The following is a 23926-nucleotide window of genomic DNA, read 5'->3' on the forward strand; positions in this document are numbered from 1 at the left end:
AAGCGCTTAGCCGGTTGGTGTGTTTCCCGCCCCGCTTCCCGCCCTCCCGGGTCCGGCGGTCCGCGCGTCGAGCTCCTTGAGGTCCCGCTTGAGCGCGACGGTCCGGTAGCTCTCCTCCACCCACTCGCACAGCACCTCGGCGGAGGGCGCCCCCTTCTCCCCCAGCGGCACGGAGACCCAGCCGGCCTTCCCCAGCCCGTATCCGGTCGGCTCCGCGCCGGGAGCGGTCATGGCGTGACCGTGCAGCGCCTCGTCCTTGAGCTTCACGGAGATCCCGGGCGACGGCCCGTCGGTGTTCCCGAGGAAGACGAAGATCTTCTTGTTGACCTTCACCACGCAGTCCTCTGGACCCCACGGGAACTCCTCGCGCGCCTGGGGCAGCCCCAGGGCGAACTCCCGTACCGCTTCCCACTTGCGCACCCCAGCCTTCACACGGACCTCCACTCACCGCGGGCCTCACCCGCTCGCACGGACCCTCGCTTCCCCACGCTAGACCGGCCGACGGCGAGGAGGCCGGAGGAATCGGACCGCAGGCCCCAATCAGTGCAAACGCAAACAGATAAACCCAGGTGATCCACCGGCCCGGGGTTCTGTAGGCTGAGCAGGCTTTCAGCCCTGTTCCAGGGCTCACAGACATTTGGGGGGCTCGGTGTCTCATCGCCGACTCGTAGCATCCGCGACCATTCTCGCGGCGGGCATTTCTCTCATACCGGGGCTCGCGAACGCCGCCGACTCCGAGCCGGGCAAGGTGCAGGGGGTATCGAAGCCCGATCTGGACTCGGCCATCGAGGCCAAGACCACCAAGTTCGACAGCCCGGCCGACCGCTCGGTCAAGGTCCCGGTCGCCGGCAAGAGCAAGGCGGCCGGCAAGCTGGCGGCCTCCGAGGGCAACCCGGACCTCGCGGTGGCCCTGCACGGCACCACGTTCAACGCGCACTCGCTCGGACTGAGCATGGGCGTCACGAGCGCGGACGTCGACGTCGAGCTCACCATCGACTGGGGCGACGGCACCTCCGGCACGGCGAGCGCCCACGGCACCGAATCGGCGCAGGTGGAGCACGTATACCGCGAGGTCGGCACGTACACGGTCAAGGTCAAGGTGACCGACGCCGTCAACGGCGTCTCCGCCGAGAACTCCCTCGACATCACCACCGAGGGCTCGGACTTCACCCCGTACACCCCGACCCGCCTGCTGGACACCCGTGTCGCCAAGGACCCGGTCCTCGGTTACAAGTCCGCGCGCGTCAAGGTCGCGGGCTTCGGCACCATCCCGGCCGGTGTGACCGCGGTGGCCCTCAACGTCACCGTCACCAACACCTTCAGCCCCGGCCACATCACCGCCTTCGCCTCGGGCACCGAGCGTCCGACCACGTCGAACCTCAACTTCGAGCCCGGCCAGACGGTCCCCAACCAGGTCATCGTGCCGGTCGGTGCCGACGGCTACGTCGAGCTCTACAACGGCACCTGGCTGGGAGTCGACCTGATCGCCGACATCACCGGCTACTTCACCCAGTCCGCCTCCAGCGGCTACACCGCGCTCTCCCCGGAGCGCCACGTCGACACCCGGGAGGGTCTCGGCACCCGCAAGGGCCAGATCCCCGGCTACGGGACCATCACCACCAAGATCGCAGGCAACCGCGGCGTCCCCGCCGGGGCCAAGGCCGTGGCGCTCAACGTGACGGTCACCAACCCGCGGAGCGACGGCCACCTGACCGTCTTCCCCGCCGGGAAGGCCGCGCCGAACGCGTCCAACCTGAACTTCACCACGGGCCAGACCATCGCCAACTCGGTGATCGTCCCGGTCGGCACCGACGGAAAGATCAGCCTCCGCAACGGCGGCTGGAACCCGGCCGACGTGATCGTCGACGTCGTCGGCTACTACAGCCCCGACAGCGTCAGCGCGTACCTTCCCTTCGACCCGGAGCGCGTGAAGGACACCCGCGAGAACAAGAAGCCGCTGCCCGGCCGCTACTACAGCGCGCTCGGACTCGGCGACGGCTACCCGAACACCACGGGCTTCGTCCTGAACACCACGGTGACGAACACCAAGGGCGCCGGCTTCCTCGCGGTCGCTCCGGACCCGAACACCATCGCGGACTACGAGAACGGGCGGAACGTCGAGGTGCCGATCCCGACCTCCTCGAACCTGAACTTCACCGCGAACAAGACCGTCCCGAACCTGGTTCAGGCGGGCCGCGGCAACACCGGCGTCATCGACTTCTTCAACTGGAGCGACGCCAACATCGACCTCATCGTCGACATCTTCGGCATCTACATGGACAACTGATCCCCCGGTGGGCACCGGAGCCGGCCCGACGAGGTCGCCCTCCGCGCCCACCCCGGATCACGGTGCCCCGGGAGCACGGCCGTCCAGGCCGTGCTCCCGGGGCACCCCCGCCGTACACCAGGCCAGGGAGGGCCCGTACGTGCGGCCACCCGCGGGCCAAGGAGGCCCGGCGGGCTCTCCGGCCCTGCTCAGGGGCCGGCAGACACACGACATTGGGGGGGCTCGGTGTCTCATCGCCGACTCGTAGCATCCGCGACCATCCTCGCGGCAGGCATGTCTCTCATCCCGGGTCTGGCCCACGCGGCCGACCCCGCGCCCGCGCCGGCCAAGGGCCACGGGCTCGCAGCTCCCGACGTGGAGCAGGACCTGGCCGAAGCACGGGGCTCCAAGTCCTTCGCCAGCCCCGCCGACCGCACCGAGCCGGCGGCCCGCAAGGCCAAGGCCGCCGGATCCGCGCAGGTGCCGGCCGCCGATCCGGACTACAAGGTCGGGCTGAAGGCCGTGACCACCAGTGCTCACGGGATCGCCCTGACGTCCGAGATCACGGCCGAGAGCAACCGGTCCCTCGACGTCGTCATCGACTGGGGCGACCACGGCCAGGAGGGCTACAACACCCCCGGCTCCGACGCGAGGACGACACAGCACACCTACGGCGAGGTGGGCACGTACGTCATCACCGTCAACGTCGCGGACGCCGTCACCGGCACCTCCGTCAAGAACACGGTCACGGTCACGACGGACGGGTCCGAGTTCACCCCGTACAACCCGACCCGCCTGCTGGACACCCGTGACGGCACGGGCGCGCCCAAGGCCGGCAAGGTGGCCCCGTACGCCTCCACCCGTGTGAAGGTCGGCGGCTACGGCAAGATCCCCGCCGGGGTGACCGCGGTGGCCCTCAACGTCACCGTCACCAACACGAACAGCGGCGGCCACGTCACCGCCTTCGCTGCGGGCACCACCCGCCCGACGACCTCGAACCTCAACTACGAGCCCGGCCAGACGGTCCCCAACCTGGTCATCGTCCCGGTGGGCGCCGACGGCTACGTCGAGCTCTACAACGGCGGCTGGGAGTCGGTCGACCTGATCGCCGACGTCACCGGCTACTTCACCCGGTCCGCCGCCAGTGGCTACACGGCGATCGGTCCCGCGCGCCACGTGGACACCCGCGCGGGTCTCGGTGTCCGCAAGGGCCAGATCGCCGGCTACGGCACCTTCAGCGCCACGATCGCGGGCGCCGGCTGGGTCCCCTACGGGGCCACCGCGGTCGCGCTCAACGTGACGGTGACCAACCCGAAGGACGCCGGCCACCTGACCGTCTACCCGAGCGGCAAGGCCGCGCCCACCTCTTCCAACCTGAACTTCAGCGGCGGCCAGACCGTCGCCAACTCGGTGATCGTCCCCATCGGCGCCGACGGCAAGATCAAGATCCGCAACGGCAGCTGGAAGGGCACCGACGTCATCATCGACGTCGTCGGCTACTACAGCCCCGCCAGCCAGGCCGCGTACGTGCCGTTCCAGCCGTTCCGCCGGATCGACACCCGCGACCCCAACTCCTGGAAGTACGGCCCGCTGCAGGGCCGCTGGTACATCTACATGAAGCTCAGCACGGCGTACCCGAGCGTCAAGGCCTTCGTCATGAACACCACGGTGACCAACCCCAAGGACACCGGCTTCCTCGCGGTCGCGCCGGACCCGAACTCGAAGGAGGCGTACGACGGGGGCTGGGCGAACCCGCCCGGCTCCCCCAGCTCCTCGACGCTGAACTTCACGCCGGGCAAGACCGTCCCGAACCTGGTCCAGGCGAGCACCGGCAACTACGGCATCGTCGACGTCTTCAACGAGAGCGACCGCAACATCGACGTCGTCGTCGACGTCTTCGGCCTCTACGACGACTTCTGATCCCCGCCGAGCAGTGAACGCGGCCGACACCGGCCGTACGACAGCGCCCCGGTACCGGCCCCCCGGCCGTACCGGGGCGCTGTTCGGCGTACGGCGGCCACGCGCTAGCCTCAGCCACCACCGACGCCGTCTGGGAGGCTCCCGATGAACGCAGCTGTCCGGCACGAACCGCGCACCGCGGAACGGGAGTACGACCTCGTGCTCTTCGGCGCGACCGGGTTCGTGGGGGCGCTGACCGCCGAGTACCTCGCGGCGCACGCCCCCGCGGACTGCCGCTGGGCCCTCGCGGGGCGCGACCTCGCGAAGCTGGAGCGGCTGCGCGAGCGGCTGACCGCCCTCGACCCGCGCTGCGCGGACCTGCCGCTGCTGCGCGCCGACGCCCAGGACGCCGCGGCGACGCGCGAACTGGCCGCCTCCACACGGGTGCTGGCCACGACCGTGGGGTCGTACGTCTTGTACGGCGCCCCGCTGGTGGCCGCCTGCGCCGCCGAGGGCACCGACTACCTGGACCTGACCGGCGAGCCGGAGTTCGTGGACCGGATGTTCGTCGAGCACGACGCGCGGGCCCGCGAGAGCGGCGCCCGGATCGTGCACGCCTGCGGCTTCGACTCCGTCCCGGCCGACCTCGGGGCGTACTTCACCGTCGGACAGCTGCCGGCCGGGGTCCCGCTGACCGTGGACGCCTTCGTGCGCTCCAACGCCCTGTTCTCGGGCGGCACCTTCACCACCGTGCTCACCGCGCTGGGCCGCGGACCGCAGAACCTGGCCGCCGCCCGCGCACGCCGGATGCACGAGCCCCGGCTGCTGGGCCGGCGGGTGCGCGTGCCCGTGGGCGCACCGCGCTTCAGCCGGGAGACCGGCACCTGGGCCCTGCCGCTGCCCGTCCTGGACGTCCAGGTCGTGGCCCGGTCGGCAGCCGCGCTGGAGCGGTACGGCCCGGACTTCCGCTACCGGCACTACGCCTCCGTACGCCACCTGCCCGTCGCCGTGGGCGGTACGGCGGCGGTCGGAGGGGTGGCCGCCCTCGCGCAGATCCCGCCGGTGCGGCAGTGGCTGGCGAACCGCTGGGAGCCCGGCCAGGGCCCGGACGCGGAGCGGCGGGCGCGCAGCTGGTTCAGCGTGCGGTTCGTGGGCGAGGGCGGCGGCCGCCGGGTGTTCACCGAGGTCTCGGGCGGCGACCCGGGGTACGGGGAGACCGCGAAGATGTTCGCGGAGTCCGCTCTCTGCCTCGCCTACGACGCCCTGCCCGAGCTGTCCGGCCAGCTGACCACCGCCGTGGCGATGGGCGACGCCCTGCTGGACCGGCTCCAGAAGGCGGGCATCCGCTTCCGGGTGGCGGCCTCCGACTGAACGCCGCGCCCTACGCGGTGGCTTCGCGCAGGGCCCGCCGGCACAGGGAGTCGGCGTGCCGGGTGGTCTCCGGGATCCGGAAGCGGGGGCTCAGCGCCAGGGCGTGCGCGCAGGCGTTGTCCAGGGAGACCCGGTGGCCCACCGAGACATACACGGGCTTGATCCCGTCCTGCGTGCGCAGCGCCCGCCCGACGACCTCGCCGTCGGGTGCGCGGAGCGGGGAGAGGTCCCCGCGCCGGTCGCCCGGTTCCTCGTACGTGAAGGTGAACGGGTTCTTCGCGACGCCGATGGCGGGCAGCCCGGTGACCACGCCGAGGTGGCAGGCGAGCCCGAAGCGGCGCGGGTGGGCCAGCCCGTAGCCGTCGCAGACGACCAGATCGGGCGTGACGCTCAGCGCCTCCAGCGCGGCGAGCACGGTCGGCAGCTCGCGGAAGGCGAGCAGTCCGGGTACGTAGGGGAAGCTGACGCGGCCGACGGAGGTGGCCTCCTCGACGACCCGCAGGGTGGCGGCGTCGAGGACGACGGCCGCGGCGGCCACCAGGTCGCGCTCGTCGTCGTAGGCCACGTCCACCCCCGCGATGAGCCCTTCGCCGGGCGGGGGCCCGGTCTCGGTCAGGACGACCCGGCCGCGCAGTTCGTCCTGTATCGCCTTGGCCCCGGCCTCGTCGGCGGGCATCTTCGCACTCGTCATAGTGGTGCGAGAGTAGCCTGGCGATCATGTTCGTCATGGAGCTCACCTACACCGCGCCCGTCGAAGCCGTCGAAGAAGAGATGGACGCGCACATCGCCTGGCTGGACGGCTACTACGCCGCCGGGATCTTCCTCGCCTCGGGCCGCAAGGTCCCGCGCGACGGGGGCGTGATCCTGGCCGGCGGGGTGTCCCGTGCGGAGATCGAGAAGATCGCGGCCGGGGATCCCTTCGCGGTGGCGGGCGTCTGCTCGTACCGCATCACCGAGTTCCTCGCGACGAAGACCTCGGCGGACCTGGCGACGGTGCGGGAGAGCCCGGTGGTGTAGCGGGTGACGGCTCCGGACGGTCCGCAGCGGGCGGTCCGGAGCCTGCCTTGGGCCTGTGGAGTGAGCGGAAACCAGCCGTACTGCGGCCGCTCCGGGGCCTGCGGGCAGACCCCGGAGGCCCGTGCCACCGTCACCCTGTGCGATCACACGGGCACGTTCAGGCCATTCGGTGACACAGCTCACTCCAGGTCGCGTGCACGGATTCGCCGGTTCACGCGTCTATCCCGTTGCCGGGCCCCCATCCCGCGGTCCGGCACGAGATCCGCCGCAAGGGAGCGAGCCTTGATCACTGTCATCGAGCAGGCCGTGCAGGCCCGACTGGTCGCCACCGCACCGAAGGTCGACACCGTACCCGTCACGCTCTGCTACGACCGGTCGGATCCCTTCGCCGTCCGGATGGCCTTCCCCGCGCCCGCGACCCTGGAGGGCGTCGAGGTCTCGTGGACGTTCTCGCGCGAGCTGCTGGAGTACGGGCTGGACCGCCCGTCCGGCTGCGGGGACGTGCGCGTGCGCCCGTACGACGCCGACCGGACCACCGTGGAGTTCCACGCCCCCGAGGGGGTCGCGATCGTGCTGATGGTGACGGCCGAGCTGCACCGCTTCCTGGAGCGGGCCTCGACGATCGTGCCGCCCGGCCTGGAGCACCTGTACCTCGACATGGACCAGAGCCTCGCCGAGCTGATGCGCGACTCCTGCTGACCCCTGGCGCGGATTCGCTTTAATTCGTTTGCCCGCGGCTCCGGCCGCGCCGTAGCTTCGTAGACGCCCCATCGCCGTCGAAACGGAGCAGGACATTGTTCCTCTGAGGTCCGAGACACCGACCACCGCCCACACCCGCGGTCCCCTGTGTCTCCCCCGCGTTGCACTCACCACTCACGCAACCTGGAGGCCTCCATGAGTCCTGCTCCCACGTTCATCACCTGCTCCGACCTGTCCTTCGACTGGCCCGACGGAACCCCCGTCTTCGACGGGTTCCAGCTGGCCGTCGGCCCCGGCCGTACCGGCCTGATCGGGCGCAACGGCTGCGGCAAGTCCACGCTGCTCAAGCTCATCGCCGGGGAACTGAGCCCGAGCGACGGCCAGTTGACCGTCGCCGGTACCGTCGGCCAGCTTCCGCAGACCGTCACCTTCGACACCTCCCTACGGGTGGACGAGGCGCTCGGCGTCCGCACCACCCGGGCCGCCCTGCACGCCATCGAGGCGGGCGAGGCGACCGAGGCCAACTTCGCGGCCGTCGGCGACGACTGGGACGTGGAGGAGCGGGCCCTCGCCACGCTCGACCAGCTCGGGCTCGGCCGGATCGGACTGGACCGCACCACCGGCGAACTGTCGGGCGGGGAGTGCGTGCTGCTCCGGCTGGCCGCCCTGCTGCTGAGCCGTCCGGACGTCCTGCTGCTGGACGAGCCCACCAACAACCTCGACCTGCGGGCCCGGCGCCGGCTGTACGCGGCCGTCGAATCCTGGTCCGGGGTGCTCCTCCTGGTCAGCCACGACCGGGAACTGCTGGACCGGGTCGACCAGATCGCCGACCTGCGCGATGGCGAACTCCATTGGTACGGCGGAAACTTCACGGACTACGAGGAGATGCTCGCGGCCGAGCAGGAGGCGGCCGAGCGGATGGTCCGGGTCGCGGAGGGCGACGTACAGCGGCAGAAGCGCGAACTGGCGCAGGCGCACGCCAAACTGGCCCGGCGCAAGCGGTACGGCCAGAAGATGTACGACACCAAGCGCGAACCGAAGATCGTCATGGGTGCCCGCAAGCGTGCGGCGCAGGAATCGGCGGGCAAGCACCGCATCATGCACACCGAGAAGCTGGCGGAGGCGGAGGAACGCCTCGACCAGGCGGAGCTGGCGGTGCGCGACGACGCCGAGATCCGGATCAAACTGCCCGCCACCCAGGTCCCGCCGGGCCGCCGCGTGCTCACCCTGAGCGCACTGCACCCGGTCCACGGCGCCCCGGTCGCGGGCGAGTGGGAGCTGCGCGGTCCGGAGCGGATCGCACTGGTGGGGGCCAACGGCTCGGGCAAGACCACGCTGCTGCGCACGATCGCGGGGGAACTGGCCCCGCTGTCGGGCGAGTCGGTGACCCATGTCCCGGCCCGGTTCCTGCCGCAGCGGCTCGACGTCCTGGACGACGAGCGCTCGGTCGTGGAGAACGTGGCGCGGTTCGCCCCGCACGCGACGAACAACCTGATCCGGGCGCGGCTCGCGCACTTCCTGTTCCGGGGTGCGCGGGCGGACCGGCCGGCCGGCACCCTGTCGGGCGGCGAGCGGTTCCGGGCGACGCTGGCGGCGCTGCTGCTCGCGGAGCCTGCCCCGCAGCTGCTCATGCTGGACGAGCCGACGAACAACCTGGACCTGGCGAGCGTACGGCAGTTGACCGATGCCCTGGATTCCTACGAAGGGGCGCTCGTGGTCGCGAGCCATGACGTGCCGTTCCTGGAGTCGATCGGCATCACGCGGTGGCTGCTGCTCGACGACGGGCTGCGGCCGACGACGGCCGAGGAGGTCCACCGGTCGCTGTGGCAGGGGTGACCTGCGCCGACGGGGACCTGCACCTGCGGGTACCTGCGCTAACGCGGCAAGGGCAGTAAGGCCCAGGACTTGGTGCCGCCCATCGGGGTGAGCACCGGGGTGAGTCCCCAGTCCCCGCCGCAGGCCTCGACCACCGCCGACAGCAGCCACATCCCGCGGCTGCGCCGGTGCCGGCACTCCTCGCTCGCCTCGGGCGAGGAGTGCGCGGGGTGCTGGTCGAAGACGACGATCCGCAGTGCGTCGAACTGCCAGCGGACCTTGAGCACCATCTCTTTGTCGGGCGTGAACCGGTGGGCGCAGGCCACGAGTTCGGAGGCGGCCAAGGCCGCGTTGTCGGACAGGTCGGGCAGTCCGTGACGGTCGAGCAGGGAACGCAGGGCGCCCCGGGCGCTGCCCGCGCAGCGGGCCCCGCCCGGCAGGCCTATGGAGTAGCTCAGTTTCTCCGCCCCCGGAGGGGCCTGCCGGAACTCGTGGACCGACCGCAGGCCACGGAGAGTGCCCGTCATCGTGCTGCTCCAAGGTTCTGAGGTGCTGAATGCGCTGGTGGCCGTGTGGTCATACAAGAGCTGGAGGTCGCCCCGTGTGAGACTTGCGCTACCGACCGTAGCGCAACGTGGTGCACAGTGCTACTACTTGTACGACCACTTGATGTTTTCTCATGGCATTTCCGGACTCGTGCGCATGCTCCCGCCTGCCCTCGACCGGAGGAGAGGGGACCTGTGCCACCGAGGAGTACACCGACCGCACGCCAGCAGCGCCTGGGCTCCGAGCTGCGCAAACTCCGCGAGCAGTCGGGCATGACGGTGCAGCAGGCCGCGGCGCTCATGGGGGTGGACCGCACCAGGATCCCCAACATCGAATCCGGCAGGATCGCCATCGGCGCCGAGCGTGTCCGCACCCTCGCCTTCAACTACGACTGCCCCGACACGGGGCTGGTCGACCTGCTCGCCTCCATGGCCCAGGAGCGCGAGAAGGGGTGGTGGGAGCAGCACCGGGGGATGCTGCCGCCCGCGCTCCTGGACATCTGCGAACTGGAGCACCACTCCGTCGAGTTGCACACCGCCGTCACCACGCACATACCCGGGCTGCTGCAGACCGAGGCGCACGCGCGGGCCGTTTTCGACACCGCCGACCCGCCGCTGCCCGAGCCCGACCTGAGGGCGCGGCTCGCCCTGCGGATGCACCGCCAGCAGGTGTTCGCCCGCGAGGCACCGCCGTTGTACGAGGCGGTGGTGCACGAGGCCGCGCTGCGGATGCAGTTCGGCGGCCCGAAGGTGGCCCGGGCGCAGCTCGACCACATACTGGAGCAGTCGGAGCGGGCGTGTACGACCGTGCGCGTGATTCCGTTCACCGCCGGCGGGTTCCCCGGCGCCGGCCAGTCCTTCACGTACGCGGCCGCCACGATCAGCGAGCTGGACACCGTGCAGCTCGACAGTTCGCACGGCTCGATGTTGCTGGATTCGCAGATGAAGCTGCTCCGCTACCGGGGCCTGCTGGAGCGGCTCCGCTCCCTGGCGCTGCCGCCCGGCGCGTCCCGCGATTTCATCCGCGCCATCGCACAGACCCTCTGACCGGGCCGACCGGCCGACCGGCTGACTGACCACCTGACCGGATCCGACGAGGAGACGAGAGAACGACATGGGCACGACGAGCACGACCCCGACCACCCCGGCGACCCCGTCGGCGACGGCCGGCATCGCGTGGGACGAGGCATTCTGCAGCGAGGGGGCGAACTGTTTCCGCTTCGGCCGGGACGCCGAGGGGAAGGCGTACATCGGAACCACCGACTCCGCCGCCTACGTCACCGACTCGATCGATGCGCTCCGTGCGCTGATCTCAGCCGTCAAGGCGGGAGCAGCGGACCACCTCCTGGCGTGACTTTAGTCCCTTCAGGCCACTTCACACCCCTCCCAAAGTGCATAGATAACGGGATGTAACCAGACAGAGGTCCCCCTGGGGCTTGGCTGGTCTTGATGTCGCGCTTAACCTACGACTCCGTAGGCTACGGAACCGTAGGTAAGTCTCTTTGCACCCAGGAGTACCCGTGACGATCACCTCTCCCCACCTCGGCAGCTCGGAGGCGTGGACGGACGCCAAGCTGCTGTTCGCGCTGGAAGAGGTGGTCGAGAAGGAACTCAACCGCCACCTGAAGGTCACCAAGGACTGGATGCCCCACGAGTACGTCCCGTGGAGCGACGGCCGCAACTTCCCCGGCTTCTTCGAGGACGGCGAAGCCTGGGACCCGCAGCAGTCCAAGGTCACCGAGATCGGCAAGATCGCGCTCGTCGTGAACCTGCTGACCGAGGACAACCTCCCCAGCTACCACCACGAGATCGCCTCGCTTTTCGGACGCAACGGCGCCTGGGGCACCTGGGTGCACCGCTGGACCGCCGAGGAGGGCCGTCACGGCATCGTCATGCGCGACTACCTGCTGGCCTCGCGCGCCGTGGACCCGGACAAGCTCGAAGCATTCCGGATGCAGCACATGTCGGAGGGGTTCGAGTCCGACAACCGCCACTCGATGCTCCACTCCGTGGCGTACGTGGCCTTCCAGGAGCTCGCGACCCGCATCTCGCACCGCAACACCGGCCACCAGTCCGGTGACCCGGTCTGCGACCGCATGCTGGCCCGCATCGCGCAGGACGAGAACCTGCACATGATCTTCTACCGCAACCTGCTGGGCGCGGCCTTCGAGATCGCCCCGGACCTCACGATGCAGGCCGTACGGGACGTCGTGGTCGACTTCCGGATGCCCGGACACGGGATGCCCGGCTTCGAGCGGATGGCCGCGCAGATGGCGATCGGCGGGGTCTACAACCTGCGGATCCACCACGACGACGTGCTGAGCCCCGTGATCCGCTTCCTGAAGATCATGGAAATCGACGGCCTCGGCCCCGACGGGCAGAAGGCCCAGGAGGAGCTGGGTCTCTTCATGGAGGGCCTGGACTCCGAGGCCCGCAAGTTCGACGAGCGGCTGGCCGCCCGCGCGGCGCGCATCGCGGCCCGCAAGGCCTGATCGCACCATCTGATCGCACCGTCCGATCGCACCGCGCCCGCCGACCTGACCGGTTTCCGCTCGCTCGGGCGGGTGACGAGGATTGCCCTGGCAGAGCCCCGCTCTGCCAGGGTTTCGCGTCATGACCGCCATGACGCCGCTCCAGGTCGAGATCGACCAGCTGGCCCGCCTCACCAACGCCCTGGACACCTCGCTGGCCGCGCTGCGCGAGGCCCGGCGGGAGCTGGACCACGTACGGGCCGACCAGCTGGGCACGGCGGACCTCGACGCGGCGTGCGACGGCTTCCAGGAGAGATGGGGCCACGGCACCAAGGAGCTCGCCGGCCGGATCAAGGCCGTACGCGAAGGCGTGCGCCGCAGCGCCGCCGAGTACGCGGAGCTCGACGAGGCCATCCGCGCGGCCTTCCGGCAGGCGGCGTCCGCCCGTGACTGACTCTCCTGCGACCGGCTCCCCCGCAGCCGATTTCTCCGCGCTCGGCTTCGACCCGGCCCCGGGGAGCCCGGACGCGGTACGGGCCCTGGCGAAGAAGCTCCGCTCCTCGGCGGACTGCCTCGCGGAGACCTCCCGCGTCGTCGACGCCCTGGTCTCCCACAGCTCGGCCTGGCAGGGCGAGGCCGCCACCGCCTTCCGCGCCTCGCTGTCGCGGGAGCTCCCCCGGCACCTCCACGCGGCCCACACCTCCCTGGCGGAGGCGGCGCGCGGGCTGACCGGCTGGCACGACACCCTGGCCGCGCACCGCACCCTGGCCTCCCGCTACGCCTCCCTGGCCGCTGCGGCCACCACCGAGGAGGCCCTCACCGACGCCCGCCTCCTGGCCAGTGAACTGGCCTCGGAGCATTCGGCGGCGGCCCGCAGGGTGGCGCACACGCTGACCGCGACGGCGGAGCGGCTGGCGCCGAAGGAGCCCGGGATGCTGGAGTCGGTCTGGAACAAGATCGTCGAGGATCCGGCCGACGCCCTCTCGAACGCCGCGGCCATTCTGGGAGCCGCCGGTGCGGGCATCGCCCTCTTCTTCCCGCCGGCCGGGATGGCGGTCATGCTGGTCGCGGGCGGGCTCTCGCTGGCCGCGCTGACCGCGCACCTCGCGGACCCCGGCTTCCGCAAGCCGCTGACCGAGGGTTTCACCCGGGGCAAGTTCGACGCCGCGTTCTGGAAGAACGGCGTGACCCTGCTCGGCGACGGCCTCGGCGCCGTTCCGGGCGTGGCCGCGGTCGCCTCGGGTGCGAGGGCCGGTACGGTCGCGGCCCGCGCGGCCATGGCGGTCCCGGAGGCCGGCGCCCTGGCGGGCGTGTCCCCGGGCGCGGGTGCCTTCGCCCGTACGACGTGGAACACGGCGGACGAGCTGCGGAAGGTGGAGAGCCCCCTCGCGGCATGGGCGCTGCGGTCGTCGACGCCCGAGGTCAGGGAGCGGGTGGGGGTGGCCGTGGCCACCACCGGAGCCGCCACGGCCGCCGCCGACTACACCGGTGACGACGCCGCCGTGGACCGCGGCTCCACGGCGGTGGACGGCACCCGTCTCGTCGTGGAGGACGGTCCGTCCACGGTCGCGAAGTCGGCCCGCCTCTGGACGCTGGTGCAGCCGTGACGCACCACGCCGTCCCGCCCGTCTGGTTCCGGCTGCCTCCCGGGTTCCACGACATCGGACCCGAGGACCGGGGCGCCCTGGAGGAGGTCGCCGGGGTCCTGGAGGGTCTGGCCGGCCTCGGCGACGGCACGGATCCGGCTGCCGGTGCGGCCGCCGGTGTGACTGCCGGAGCGCCTGCCGGAACCGGTGCGGGGTCGCAGCTCGCCCTGCTGATGGACCGCCTCGACGAGCTCGCCGGTCACCCCGGCCTGCACCTGGTCCACACCGCGATCGGCCTCCACCCCGAGGGGCCCGAGGCCGTCTCCACCTCGCTGTTCTCCCTCTCCGTCCGGCCCGCCGAAGAGCCCGGGTCCGGAACCGGCGCCGCGGCGGGTGTGGCGCGTACGGCACTGGCCCTCGCCCGGTCGGCACCCGGGAGCGGCTCGACGCGCAGGTTCGTCGAGCTGGCATCGGGCCTGCCGTGCGCCCTGGTCTGCGGGGTCGTCCCCGCCTCCGGCACCGACCGGGGGCTGTTCCAGGCCAGGGCCGTCACGGCGCACCCGGAGGGACGGCACCTGTTCCTGCTCGACCTCACCAGCGCGGCCACCGAGCACGCCGGTGCGTACACCGCCATCCTGGAGGCGGTCGCGCACACGATCTCCTTCGCCGATCCCGGGCCCCGGAAGCCCGGGCCGCAGGGCGGCGCCGGGACCTCGCGGATCCTGGAACTGCTGGGGTGACGCCGCCGCCCGTCGGGGGCCGCGCGGCCGGGCCGTCTCGCGGGTCAGGGCCGGCGGCGCAGGGCCTGGCGCTCGGATTCGGACAGGCCGCCCCAGACGCCGAAGCGTTCGTCGTTGGTCAGGGCGTAGTCCAGGCAGGCCTTGCGGCCCTCGCAGGCCCCGCACAGCCGCTTCGCGTCGCGCAGCGAGGAGCCGGGTTCCGGGAAGAAGAAGCCCGGGCCCGTCTGGGCGCAGAGGGCGAGCTCGTACCAGGCCGGGGCGGCAGTGGCGGTATCGGTAGCGGTGGTGTTCATCGACATGCCGCAGAGCCTGTCCGCTCGTGATGGACGTCCGATCAACGCCTGATCAACAGCGCAGAGTGAACGACCGTGCGTGCGATGACTTCGGTACCATGGCGGTATGGCAGACGGACGCGTGGAGCGCGGGAACCAGACCCGGCGGACCGTCCTGGAACGGACGATGAGCACCGCCTCGATGGACGGCCTGGAAGGGCTGTCCCTGGGGAAGATCGCCACGGAACTGGGACTGAGCAAGAGCGGCGTGTTCGCCCTCTTCGGGTCCAAGGAGGAGCTGCAGCTCGCCACCGTGCAGGCGGCCCGTGACGTCTTCGTCGAGGAGGTCGTGCGTCCCGTACGGGACGAGCCCGCCGGGATCGCCAAGGTGTGGCGGCTGTGCGCGAGCTGGATCGACTACTCCGGCCGCCGGGTCTTCCCGGGCGGCTGCTTCTTCTACTCCGCCGCCGCCGAGTTCGATTCGCGCCCCGGGCCCGTCCACGACGAGATCGCCAAGACCCGCGCCGCCTGGACGCGGTACGTCGAGCGGCTGCTCGACGAGGCCCGGCTGGCGGGCGGGTTCCGCGATGCGGCCGCGGCCGACGCCGATGCCGTGGAACAGATCGCCTTCGAGATCACGGCGATGATGGAGCTGGCCAACGCGCACTCCGTGCTGCACGAGGACACCACGGCCTACGACCGTGCCGCGCGGGGCATCCTCGCCCGGCTGCGCGCGGCGACGGCCGCCCCGGAGGAACTCCCGGAGCGACCGCCCGTACTCGCGTTCCCGGTCGCCGGTTTCTCCGCCGGCGACGCACCGGCCGTCAGTCTCCCGGCCGCGTCGGCTTCGTCGGACCGCTGAGCCGCATCGAGGCTCCCACGACCGCCGCGGCGAGCGCGGAGAGCGCGATCAGCAAGAAGATCCCGTGCCAGTCCTCGCCGGGGCCGCCCCCGGTCAGCAGGGCCGCCGCACCGGCGACTCCGAGCGCCCCGCCGAGCTGGCGGGCCGTCATCAGCAGGCCGGTACCGGCCGCGAAGCGCTGCGGCGGGAGTCCGGCCGAGGCCGTGGTCGAGAGCGCGGTCAGCACGGAGCCGATGCCGAGACCTCCGAGGAGTGCGGCGGGCAGGAAGATCTGGGCGTACGAGGTGGACTCCCCGGCCCACCCCCACATCAGCAGGGCGTTGGCGGCGAAGAGCAGCGATCCGACGGTGACGGCGGCCCAGTGGAGGCGGTGGGGGACCCGGCGGCCCACGAAGAGCGAGCCGGCCATGGCGAGGACGGCGCCCGGTGTGACGCCGACGCCGGCTTGCAGGGCCGAGTAGTCCCAGCGCTCGACGAGGTAGGACGGGCCCATCAGCAGCCACGCGTACATGGCGACGCCGAAGAGCAGGGCCCCGATGTTGGCGCGGGCGAACAGCGGGTCGCGCCACAGGTCCCGGTCGACGGCCGGGGCGGGATGACTGCGCGAGCGGCGCAGTGCGAGGGTGCCCGCCAGGGTCCCGCCGATGACCAGGACGAGCACCGTGGGGTCGGTCCAGCCCCACTCCGTGCCCTGGGAGAGCCCGGCCACCACTCCCCCGATGCCGAGGGCGAGGGCCGTCGTCCCGACGGGGTCGGGGAGCAGGCGTCCGGTGCGCGGCTCCTTGGGGAGGACGCGGGCCGCGGCCCAGCCGACGGCGAGGCCGAGCGGGACGTTGATGAGGAAGATCGCGCGCCAGTCCCACCACTCGACGAGCAGTCCGCCGATCGTCGGGCCGACGGCGGCGGCCAGTCCGCCCGCGGCGGACCAGGCTCCGAGGGCAGCGGCCCGGCGGGCGGGTGGCGTGTGGGCGAGTACGAGGCCCAGCGCGGCGGGGATCATCCCGGCGGCGGCCGTTCCCTGGAGGGCACGGGCCAGGATGAGCAGGTCGGCGGTGGGGGCCGCGCTGGCGGCGAGGGAGGTCAGGGTGAAGGCGAGGGTCGAGCCGAGGAACAGGGCCCGGCGGCCCAGGGTGTCCGCGAGCCGGCCGGCCGCGGCGAGCAGGGCGGCGAACAGGACGGCGTAGGCACTGACGACCCAGGTCAGGCGGGCCAGCGACACCTCGGGGAAGGCCCGGCGCAGGTCGGGGAAGGCGATGTTGACGACGGTGGCGTCGAGGAAGGCGAGGAAGGTTACGGCGCTGGCCAGCAGGAGCACCTGCCCACTGCCGGGGCCGGAGGCGGATGCGGGGGCGGGGGCAGGGGCAGGGGCGGAAGTGGAGCCGGGCGCGGCGACGGACGCTTGCGCGGAGCCCGAGGTGGCGACGGGCGCGGCGACGGGCACGGGCGTGCCGGGTTCTGGACGGGTGGAGGTCATCGGGTGGCTCCTGCGGTCTCGGCGGCCGGGCTCGGCGCAGGGGTCTGCGACGGGGATGCGTTCAGGAACTCGACGGCGGCCGCGATGACTTCCGGGTCGAGGAGGATGCGGCGGTGGCCGAGTCCGCTCGTCTCGATCAGGCGGGCCCGCTCCCCGTAGGCCGCCGCGATGGCGCGGGACTGGGCGGGGGCCGCGGTGTCGTCGTCCGCGTCGTGCACGAGCAGGATCTCCGAGGGGATCTCCTCGGGGTGGTGGCACGCGTCGAAGCGGGGCCAGATGTCGGGCTCGCCCGGGAAGAGCCGGCGCTGGACGTGACGCCTCATGGCGTCCTCGACGGCCTGGTTCACGCCCAGCAGCGCGCGGAACCGCCCGGCGAGGAAGTCGAAGTCGGCGATGGATCCGATCCCGACGATCCGGTCCGCCCGGATCCCGTCCCGCAGCGCGAAGAAGGTGGACACCACCCCGAAGGAGTGGGCCAGGACGGCCGAGAACTCCCCGTACTGCGCCCGCAGTCGGCGGATGATCTCGCGCTGCCGGAGGATGGTGGTGGCCCGGCCGCCGGACGCGCCGTGACCGGGTGCGTCGAAGGAAACCACGGTCCGGCCCTCGGCCAGCAGCGCCTCGACGAACCCGGCGAAGCGCGAGGCGCGCGAGGTCCAGCCGTGCACGATGAGGACCGGCCGGTCGCCGTCGCCCCAGCGGTACGTGGTCACGGGTATCCCGTCCACGACGAGCCGCCCGGTCACGGCCCGGGCCATGACCTCGGCCTCGCCCGGCTTCACCTTCGGCCGGCCGAGCGGCCGCACGAACAGCGCGAAGGCCACCCGCCCGACCGGGCCCGGGGCGACCCGGGCGGTGATGTTGAGGGTGGTGCTCAGGAGTGAAGCCATGGGGTGCATGCCCGGTTCTCCGGATCTCCTCAGAGTGGCCAGACGGGGCTGGCGGGTCAGGGTGGTGAAGAGATATTAGCACGATCGTTCGTGTTATTATGGATGGATCACGCGAACCCTCTTCCTGTGCGATTGCCCTCGCCAACGACGGTAGTCGACGCCGATCCACCGATCGGGCGAACTCCCGTCGCCATCAAGGACTTTGATGACCCCAGCTCCCCGGGCGGCCGACCGCGTTCGGGGGGTAGCCCCACCCCGGTTCGGGTGGGCCGCCGGATGTCCCCGGCCCCCGGCCTCCGCGGATCCTGTGACGAGCCAAGGGACTTCGGCAGCGAACGGGGACGCACGATGACAGCCACAGGCGCAGGCACAGGCACACACACAGGCGGAGGCGCCCGCACGGGCACGCGCACGGGCACTCACCGGCGCGCGGCCGCGGCGGCGCTGCTCCTCGCCCTCACGGTCGCCACCGCCGGCCCGGCCGCGACCGCGGCCGCCGCGGGCCGCTCACCCGCCGGGCCGGTCGGGCCGGTCGGGATCTGGCGGCTCGACGGCTACGGCACCGTGCTCCGCGTGGAGTCCGGACGGCTCCAGGAATACCAGGTCACCGGGATCAGCTGCGTGCCCGGCCCGAGCGCGCTGCGGGTCCCCGACAGCGGGAGCTCCGCGGCCTTCCGCTACGCCACCGAGGACCACGAGGTCCTCACCGTGCGCCGCGGATCGGTGCACGTCGAAGGATCGGTCGGGGACCGGGCGACCCACCGCCTCGCCTCCTTGCCCGAGCGGTGCCGCGAGGCCCCGGAACCCGGCCCCGCCGCGGATCCGGTCGCCACCTTCGACGTGTTCTGGCAGACCTTCGCGGAGAACTACCCCTTCTTCGCCGCCAAGGGCGTCGACTGGAACGCGGTGCGCGCGAGCCACCGCCCCCGCGTGCACGCCGGCACCACCGAGGACGAACTCTTCGCCGTCTTCAAGGAGATGCTCGCCCCGCTGCACGACGCACACGTCCACCTCTCCGACGGCGACGACCGGTTCTTCGGCGAGGTGCGCCCGGGCACCGTGATGCCGACCCTCGAACTGGAGACCCGCGTCAAGGCGTACATCCAGGAGGTGGACCTCGGCGGACGAGCCCCGCAGGAGTTCGCCCAGGGACGCATCTCCTACGCCGACCTGCCCGACGGCCGCGGCTACCTGCGCCTCTCCGGCTTCGGCGGCTACACCGAAGCCGGTGACTTCGCCTCCGAGAGCGCCGAGCTCGACCGTGCCCTGGAGAGCGTCTTCACCGCCGAGCGCACCGCCCGCCTGCGCAGCCTGGTCATCGACCTGCGCATCAACGGCGGCGGCTCCGACGAACTCGGCCTGCGCCTGGCCGCCCGGCTCACGGACCGCCCGTACTTCGCCTACGCCAAGCGCGTGCGCAACGACCCCGACGACGCGACCCGGTTCACCCGCCCGCAGCCCCTGTACGTCCAGCCCGCGCGCGGACCCCGCTACACCGGACCGGTCGCCGTGCTCACCGGGGGCTCCACCCTGAGCGCGGGCGAGACCTTCACCCAGGCTCTCCTGGAGCGCCCCGGCCGTACGGTGCGCGTCGGCGAGCCCACCCAGGGGGTCTTCTCCGACGTCCTCGGCCGCACCCTCCCCAACGGCTGGGAACTCGGCCTGCCCAACGAGCAGTTCCTCACCCGCACCGGGAAGACCTTCGACGGTCCGGGCATCCCGGTCGACGTCACCACCCCGGTCTTCACGCAGGAGGAGTTCGACGCACACCGCGACTCCGCCTTCACCACCGCCCTGCGCCACCTTCCCCGGGCATAGGGGGTCCCGGCAACTCCCGTCAGTCCTCGTGCTTCGCGCGGCTCGGCTGGACGCGCTTGGGCTCGCCCGGCATCTTCGGGTAGTCCGGGGGGTACGGCATGTCGCCGAGGCCGTGGTCGCGTTCGTGGCGGTCGGCCAGCTCCAGTGCGGCGTCCAGGGTGAAGGCGTGCTCGTCCATGTCGGCGTGCAGGTCACCCAGTTCCGCGAAACGGGCCGGCATCGTCACGATGTCGAAATCGCGCGGCTCCGCCTCGTCCAGCTCGTCCCAGCGCAGCGGCGCGGAGACGGGGGCGTGCGGGCGCGGACGGATGGAGTACGCGGAGGCGATGGTGCGGTCGCGCGCCGTCTGGTTGTAGTCGACGAAGATCCGCTCGCCGCGCTCCTCCTTCCACCAGGCGGTGGTGACCTTCCCCGGCATCCGGCGCTCCAGGTCCCGGCCGATCGCGATGGCGCACCTGCGGACCTCCGTGAAGGTCCAGCGCGGTGCGATCGGCACGAACACGTGCAGGCCGCGGCCGCCCGAGGTCTTGGGCCAGCCGCGAAGGCCCAACTCCTCCAGGAGCGCGCGCAGTTCGTGGGCGACCGCGACCGCGTGGTGGTAGTCGGTGCCCGGCTGCGGGTCCAGGTCGATGCGCAGCTCGTCGGGACGGTCGGTGTCGTCCCGCCGGACCGGCCAGGGGTGGAAGGTGAGACAGCCCAGGTTGGCGGCCCACAGGACGGCGGCCGGCTCGGTCGGGCAGATCTCGTCGGCAGTGCGTCCGCTCGGGAAGGCGATGTGGGCGGTGGGGATCCAGTCGGGCAGGTTCTTCGGAGCCCGCTTCTGGAAGAAGGACTCGCCCTCCACCCCGTCCGGGAACCGCTCCAGGGTCGTGGGCCGGTTGCGCAGGGCGCGGGTGATGCCGTCCGCGACCGCGAGGTAGTAGGCGGCCACGTCCCCCTTGGTGAGGCCGCGCTCGGGAAAGTACACCTTGTCCGGGCTGGACAGCCGGACGGCCCGGCCGCCCGCCTCCAGCTCGATCGCTTTGCCCGCTGCACCCATGTGCGCCACGGTAGGCGGACCCGCGCGGACCCGCACACCGAGCGGGTCCGGGCGTACCGCCCCAGAATCGGAGACATGGATCTGCCGGTCATGCCACCCGTGAAGCCGATGCTCGCCAAATCGGTGTCCGCGATCCCCCCGGGGATGCAGTACGAGGCCAAGTGGGACGGCTTCCGCGCGATCGTCCACCGGGACGGGGACGAGATCGAGCTCGGCAGCCGCACCGGCAAGAGCCTGACCAGGTACTTTCCCGAACTGGTGGCGGCACTGAAGGCGAATCTGCCCGACCGCTGCGTCGTCGACGGCGAGATCGTCGTCATCCAGGGCGCGCGCCTCGATTTCGACCGGCTCAGCGAGCGGATCCATCCCGCCGCCTCCCGGGTGAAACTGCTCGCCGAGACGACCCCTGCCTCCTTCGTGGCCTTCGATCTGCTCGCGCTGGGCGACGAGGCCCTCCTCGACACCCCGCTCGCCGACCGCCGTGCCGCCCTGACCCGCATCCTCTCCACCGCCCGGCCCCCCGTACACCTCGCGCCCGCGACCACCGACCCCGCGCTCGCACGGGAGTGGTTCGAACGGTTCGAGGGCGCCGGACTCGACGGGATCGTCGCCAAACCCCTCGATCTCCCCTACCGGCCCGACGCCCGCCTCATGTTCAAGATCAAGCACGAGCGTACGGCCGACGTCGTCATCGCGGGTTTCCGTTTCCACAAGAGCGGTCCGATTGTCGGATCGCTGCTCCTGGGACTGCACGACGCCCACGGCACGCTCCAGCACGTGGGCGTCTGCGCCGCCTTCCCGATGAAGCGCCGCGCCGAGCTGATCGACGAGCTCGAACCGCTCCGGATGCCCGACCCCGCGGGCCACCCGTGGGCCGCATGGGCCGAGGAGTCCGCCCACGAGACCGCCCGCCTGCCGGGGGCACAGAGCCGCTGGACCGGAAAGAAGGACCTGTCCTGGGTACCGCTGCGCCCCGAGTGGGTCTGCGAGGTGGCCTACGACCACATGGAGGGCGACCGGTTCCGGCACACCGCGCAATTCCGCCGCATGCGGCCGGACCGGGAGCCGCGGAGCTGTACGTACGCCCAGCTGGAAGAGGTCGTCGGCTACGACCTCGCCGAGGTCCTGACCACGAAGACGACCTGAGGCCGCGCTCGCGGCGGCGAAGCAGGACGGCCGTCCGGTGCTCATCGACTTCGGCGCCGGCTGGGTGCCTGGACTGCCGTGTCCTGAGCGCCTGGTTCAAGCAGGCCGGACCCTCCGCACAGCTGGCCAAGTACCACGTGGTGAAGGTGGACGTCGGCGAGTTCGACCGCAAGCTGGACGTGGCCGAGCGCTACGTCGACCTGGGCGCGAGCGGCATACCCGCGCCGGCCGTCCTGGACCCCGCCTCCGGGGACGTCAAGGTGGCAACGAACCTGGGCGAGTTCTCCAGTGCCCGCAGCATGTCGGCCGCACAGGTCGAGGAGTTCCTGACCCGATGGCTGTAGCCCCCCGGCTCCGGGCCCGCCGCGCGCGGGCCGGCTGCGCGTTCTACGAGGACGGGACGGTCACCCTCGAACTTCCGGTCCGGCGGGTCGAGGACGCCGACAGCGCGAAGCCGTTCCTCACGTACGGGGCGTGCAGCGAGACCAGCGAGCTGAGGGATCCGCCGCCCGGCCGGCGGTCGTCAGCGCGTCGTCAGCTCCTCCCACTCCGCCCGGCTCGGGCCGGCGGTGTTCGGTGCGTAGTCGGGCCGGGCCGCGAGCCAGCGCGCCACCCGCGCCCGGATCTCCGGGTCGGCGTACGTCCGCTGCGGCGGATCGGCCAGGTGCCTGACCCTCGCGCGCGCCCGCATCACCTCCGGGTCCTCCAGCGCGCAGTCGAACAGCGCGGCCACCTCGCGGGCCGTCCCCGTGCGCCCGGCGCGGGTCGCGAACCGCTCCCCGATGGCCCCGTCCGCGACCACCTGGAAGTCGAACCACGGCTTGAGGGTGCGCACCGCCCACGCGTGGTACTCGGCGGCGAACCGCACCGATCCCGGGTCCTGGTGGGCCGTACGGGCCACCCTGCGCGCGGCCCACAAGGTGAGCGAAGTCCCCTGCCCGAGCGTCGGATTGGTATGGGTGACGGAGTCTCCGACCGGCACGAACCCGCTCACCACCGGCCCCCGCTCGTCGACCAGGGCGCTCCAGCGGTTGTCCAGGCCGCCCGTGGCCAGTACCTCGGACAGCGGCTCGGCGCCCAGTCCCAGCCAGGCCGCACCGGGCGGGAAGGCCCGCGCGGCGGCCTCGAACACGGCCGGATCGCGCAGAGCGGAACGCGTGGCGTCCCCGGTGTGCACGAACAGCGTCACGGCGAACAGCCGGTTGTCGGCCGGGAAGACCGCGCACCCGGCGAAGCTGCCGCCCGTCACCGCCCAGGGGCGCCGCGGCCCCTCCTCGCGGCCCTCGGGCAGCCGGTACCAGCGGCAGAAGTAGGCGAGGCCCGTGCGGTGCCGCTCCACGACGCCCGGCCGGCAGCCGATCGCCGTCAGCCACCGTTCGGAGCCGCCGCGCCGGCCGCCCGCGTCCACGACGAGGTCGCCCGCGTAGACCCCCGCCCCCGTGGTCACTCCCGTCACCCTGACCCCGGAAGGAGCAGCCCCCTCCGCGATCAGCCCGGTCACCGGCTCCCCGTACCGCGCGACCACCCCCGGTTCGGCCCGTACCGCCGTGGCGAGCGCGCTCTCCAGCACGATCCGCCGGGCCTGGAGCATCACCAGGTCCTCGTCGCCCGGCCGCGCGGGAGGGCGTACGTCGAACCAGTCCAGCTCGTGCCGTTCCCGGGCTCCGAGCCGGAGCATCTCGGCGTGGACGTCGGGCAGTTCCTCGCGCAGCACCCCCCGCGCGGCCCCGAGCAGCACGTGCGGCTGGTTCGCCTGGGGCACCGCCGACCGGTGCCAGCCGAAGAAGTCCCGGTCGAGCGCGGTGCCGGGGGCGCGCGGATCGCGTTCGAAGAGCTCGGCCGTGTGTCCGTGGCGCGCCGCGAGCAGCGCGGTGGCCAGCCCTCCTATGCCCCCGCCGACAACCAGCACGTGCGCCATGGAGCCCCCTTGGGCCGGTCGAACCGGCGAGCCGGCCGACCGGTGAGTCGACGAACCGATGCGCCGTACGACGATCGGACCGCGGGAAGCCTGCGCGG

At 72.1% G+C, this 23926-nt stretch carries 24 protein-coding genes; 16 read left to right on the forward strand and 8 right to left on the reverse strand.

The genetic code is table 11. The features are described from left to right. Positions 1-6: 6 nt before the first annotated feature. Positions 7-444 (reverse strand): MmcQ/YjbR family DNA-binding protein, encoded by a 438-nt coding sequence (locus ACFRU2_RS18310; protein ID WP_382973076.1) that lies wholly within the window; start codon positions 442-444, stop codon positions 7-9. Positions 445-649: 205 nt separating this feature from the next. On the opposite strand from ACFRU2_RS18310, the gene ACFRU2_RS18315 reads away from it, so the two are divergent. From ACFRU2_RS18315 to ACFRU2_RS18325, 3 genes are all read left to right on the forward strand, one after another. Beyond that, positions 650-2287, forward strand: a complete 1638-nt coding sequence (locus tag ACFRU2_RS18315; protein ID WP_382973078.1) for a PKD domain-containing protein — start codon at positions 650-652, stop codon at positions 2285-2287. Positions 2288-2560: 273 nt separating this feature from the next. Continuing rightward, a complete protein-coding gene (locus ACFRU2_RS18320; protein ID WP_382973080.1) occupies positions 2561-4186 on the forward strand; it encodes a hypothetical protein in 1626 nt (541 codons plus the stop codon). 144 nt (positions 4187-4330) lie between these two features. Next, the gene (locus tag ACFRU2_RS18325; protein ID WP_382973082.1) at positions 4331-5536 is read left to right on the forward strand and encodes a saccharopine dehydrogenase family protein; all 1206 of its coding nucleotides are present in this window, start codon (positions 4331-4333) and stop codon (positions 5534-5536) included. 10 nt (positions 5537-5546) lie between these two features. Here the strand turns inward: ACFRU2_RS18325 and ACFRU2_RS18330 are convergent, their stop codons facing one another. Next, positions 5547-6227 carry an endonuclease V gene (locus ACFRU2_RS18330; RefSeq protein WP_382973084.1) on the reverse strand — a complete coding sequence of 227 codons (681 nt, stop codon included), beginning with the start codon at positions 6225-6227 and terminating at the stop codon, positions 5547-5549. Positions 6228-6253: 26 nt separating this feature from the next. Here ACFRU2_RS18330 and ACFRU2_RS18335 point away from each other — a divergent pair, with 26 nt between their 5' ends. From ACFRU2_RS18335 to ACFRU2_RS18345, 3 genes are all read left to right on the forward strand, one after another. Next, complete coding sequence (locus ACFRU2_RS18335; protein ID WP_382973086.1) at positions 6254-6553, forward strand: YciI family protein; 300 nt, start codon at positions 6254-6256, stop codon at positions 6551-6553. 282 nt (positions 6554-6835) lie between these two features. Next, complete coding sequence (locus ACFRU2_RS18340) at positions 6836-7252, forward strand: SsgA family sporulation/cell division regulator (protein ID WP_250740819.1); 417 nt, start codon at positions 6836-6838, stop codon at positions 7250-7252. A gap of 195 nt (positions 7253-7447) precedes the next feature. Then, entirely contained in the window at positions 7448-9088 is a 1641-nt protein-coding gene (locus tag ACFRU2_RS18345; protein WP_382973088.1) for an ABC-F family ATP-binding cassette domain-containing protein, read from the forward strand. Positions 9089-9126: 38 nt separating this feature from the next. On the opposite strand, the gene ACFRU2_RS18350 is transcribed toward ACFRU2_RS18345, so the two are convergent. Continuing rightward, complete coding sequence (locus ACFRU2_RS18350; protein WP_382973090.1) at positions 9127-9594, reverse strand: ATP-binding protein; 468 nt, start codon at positions 9592-9594, stop codon at positions 9127-9129. A 213-nt stretch (positions 9595-9807) separates the two neighbouring features. Here ACFRU2_RS18350 and ACFRU2_RS18355 point away from each other — a divergent pair, with 213 nt between their 5' ends. The 6 genes from ACFRU2_RS18355 to ACFRU2_RS18380 all read left to right on the forward strand — a co-directional run bounded on the left by ACFRU2_RS18355 (position 9808) and on the right by ACFRU2_RS18380 (position 14409). Next, positions 9808-10659: a helix-turn-helix domain-containing protein gene (locus tag ACFRU2_RS18355; protein ID WP_382973092.1), complete on the forward strand. Its 852-nt coding sequence runs from the start codon at positions 9808-9810 to the stop codon at positions 10657-10659. Positions 10660-10726: 67 nt separating this feature from the next. After that, a complete protein-coding gene (locus ACFRU2_RS18360; RefSeq protein WP_382973094.1) occupies positions 10727-10966 on the forward strand; it encodes a hypothetical protein in 240 nt (79 codons plus the stop codon). A 166-nt stretch (positions 10967-11132) separates the two neighbouring features. Then, positions 11133-12104 carry an acyl-ACP desaturase gene (locus tag ACFRU2_RS18365; protein WP_382973096.1) on the forward strand — a complete coding sequence of 324 codons (972 nt, stop codon included), beginning with the start codon at positions 11133-11135 and terminating at the stop codon, positions 12102-12104. A gap of 121 nt (positions 12105-12225) precedes the next feature. Beyond that, on the forward strand, positions 12226-12537 hold the full coding sequence (locus tag ACFRU2_RS18370) for a hypothetical protein (RefSeq protein ID WP_382973098.1): 312 nt from the start codon (positions 12226-12228) through the stop codon (positions 12535-12537). Beyond that, a complete protein-coding gene (locus tag ACFRU2_RS18375; protein ID WP_382973100.1) occupies positions 12530-13690 on the forward strand; it encodes a putative T7SS-secreted protein in 1161 nt (386 codons plus the stop codon). The genes ACFRU2_RS18370 and ACFRU2_RS18375 overlap by 8 nt, the downstream gene beginning before the upstream one ends. Beyond that, positions 13687-14409, forward strand: a complete 723-nt coding sequence (locus ACFRU2_RS18380; protein ID WP_382973102.1) for a hypothetical protein — start codon at positions 13687-13689, stop codon at positions 14407-14409. The genes ACFRU2_RS18375 and ACFRU2_RS18380 overlap by 4 nt, the downstream gene beginning before the upstream one ends. A gap of 44 nt (positions 14410-14453) precedes the next feature. On the opposite strand, the gene ACFRU2_RS18385 is transcribed toward ACFRU2_RS18380, so the two are convergent. Then, the gene (locus tag ACFRU2_RS18385) at positions 14454-14708 is read right to left on the reverse strand and encodes a WhiB family transcriptional regulator (protein ID WP_382973104.1); all 255 of its coding nucleotides are present in this window, start codon (positions 14706-14708) and stop codon (positions 14454-14456) included. Positions 14709-14808: 100 nt separating this feature from the next. Between ACFRU2_RS18385 and ACFRU2_RS18390 the strand changes: the two genes are divergently transcribed. Beyond that, entirely contained in the window at positions 14809-15543 is a 735-nt protein-coding gene (locus tag ACFRU2_RS18390; RefSeq protein ID WP_382973106.1) for a TetR/AcrR family transcriptional regulator, read from the forward strand. Here ACFRU2_RS18390 and ACFRU2_RS18395 read toward each other — a convergent pair. Next, positions 15506-17017 (reverse strand): DHA2 family efflux MFS transporter permease subunit, encoded by a 1512-nt coding sequence (locus tag ACFRU2_RS18395; RefSeq protein WP_382973108.1) that lies wholly within the window; start codon positions 17015-17017, stop codon positions 15506-15508. The two genes, ACFRU2_RS18390 and ACFRU2_RS18395, sit on opposite strands and share 38 nt — an antisense overlap. After that, a complete protein-coding gene (locus ACFRU2_RS18400; RefSeq protein ID WP_382973110.1) occupies positions 17014-17907 on the reverse strand; it encodes an alpha/beta fold hydrolase in 894 nt (297 codons plus the stop codon). The genes ACFRU2_RS18395 and ACFRU2_RS18400 overlap by 4 nt, the downstream gene beginning before the upstream one ends. Before the next feature lie 348 nt (positions 17908-18255). On the opposite strand from ACFRU2_RS18400, the gene ACFRU2_RS18405 reads away from it, so the two are divergent. Beyond that, positions 18256-19725: a S41 family peptidase gene (locus tag ACFRU2_RS18405; RefSeq protein ID WP_382973112.1), complete on the forward strand. Its 1470-nt coding sequence runs from the start codon at positions 18256-18258 to the stop codon at positions 19723-19725. A gap of 19 nt (positions 19726-19744) precedes the next feature. Here ACFRU2_RS18405 and ligD read toward each other — a convergent pair whose 3' ends face one another. Beyond that, positions 19745-20764: a non-homologous end-joining DNA ligase gene (ligD, locus tag ACFRU2_RS18410; RefSeq protein WP_382973114.1), complete on the reverse strand. Its 1020-nt coding sequence runs from the start codon at positions 20762-20764 to the stop codon at positions 19745-19747. 75 nt (positions 20765-20839) lie between these two features. On the opposite strand from ligD, the gene ACFRU2_RS18415 reads away from it, so the two are divergent. Together ACFRU2_RS18415 and ACFRU2_RS18420 are read left to right on the forward strand one after the other, a co-directional pair. Beyond that, positions 20840-21910, forward strand: a complete 1071-nt coding sequence (locus ACFRU2_RS18415; protein ID WP_382973116.1) for an ATP-dependent DNA ligase — start codon at positions 20840-20842, stop codon at positions 21908-21910. Positions 21911-22050: 140 nt separating this feature from the next. Continuing rightward, complete coding sequence (locus ACFRU2_RS18420; RefSeq protein WP_382973118.1) at positions 22051-22254, forward strand: hypothetical protein; 204 nt, start codon at positions 22051-22053, stop codon at positions 22252-22254. 179 nt (positions 22255-22433) lie between these two features. Here the strand turns inward: ACFRU2_RS18420 and ACFRU2_RS18425 are convergent, their stop codons facing one another. Continuing rightward, complete coding sequence (locus ACFRU2_RS18425; RefSeq protein WP_382973120.1) at positions 22434-23828, reverse strand: NAD(P)/FAD-dependent oxidoreductase; 1395 nt, start codon at positions 23826-23828, stop codon at positions 22434-22436. Positions 23829-23926 lie beyond the last annotated feature (98 nt).

Source organism: Streptomyces sp. NPDC056883 (genome assembly GCF_042788835.1).
Taxonomy (GTDB): domain Bacteria; phylum Actinomycetota; class Actinomycetes; order Streptomycetales; family Streptomycetaceae; genus Streptomyces; species Streptomyces stoeckheimensis.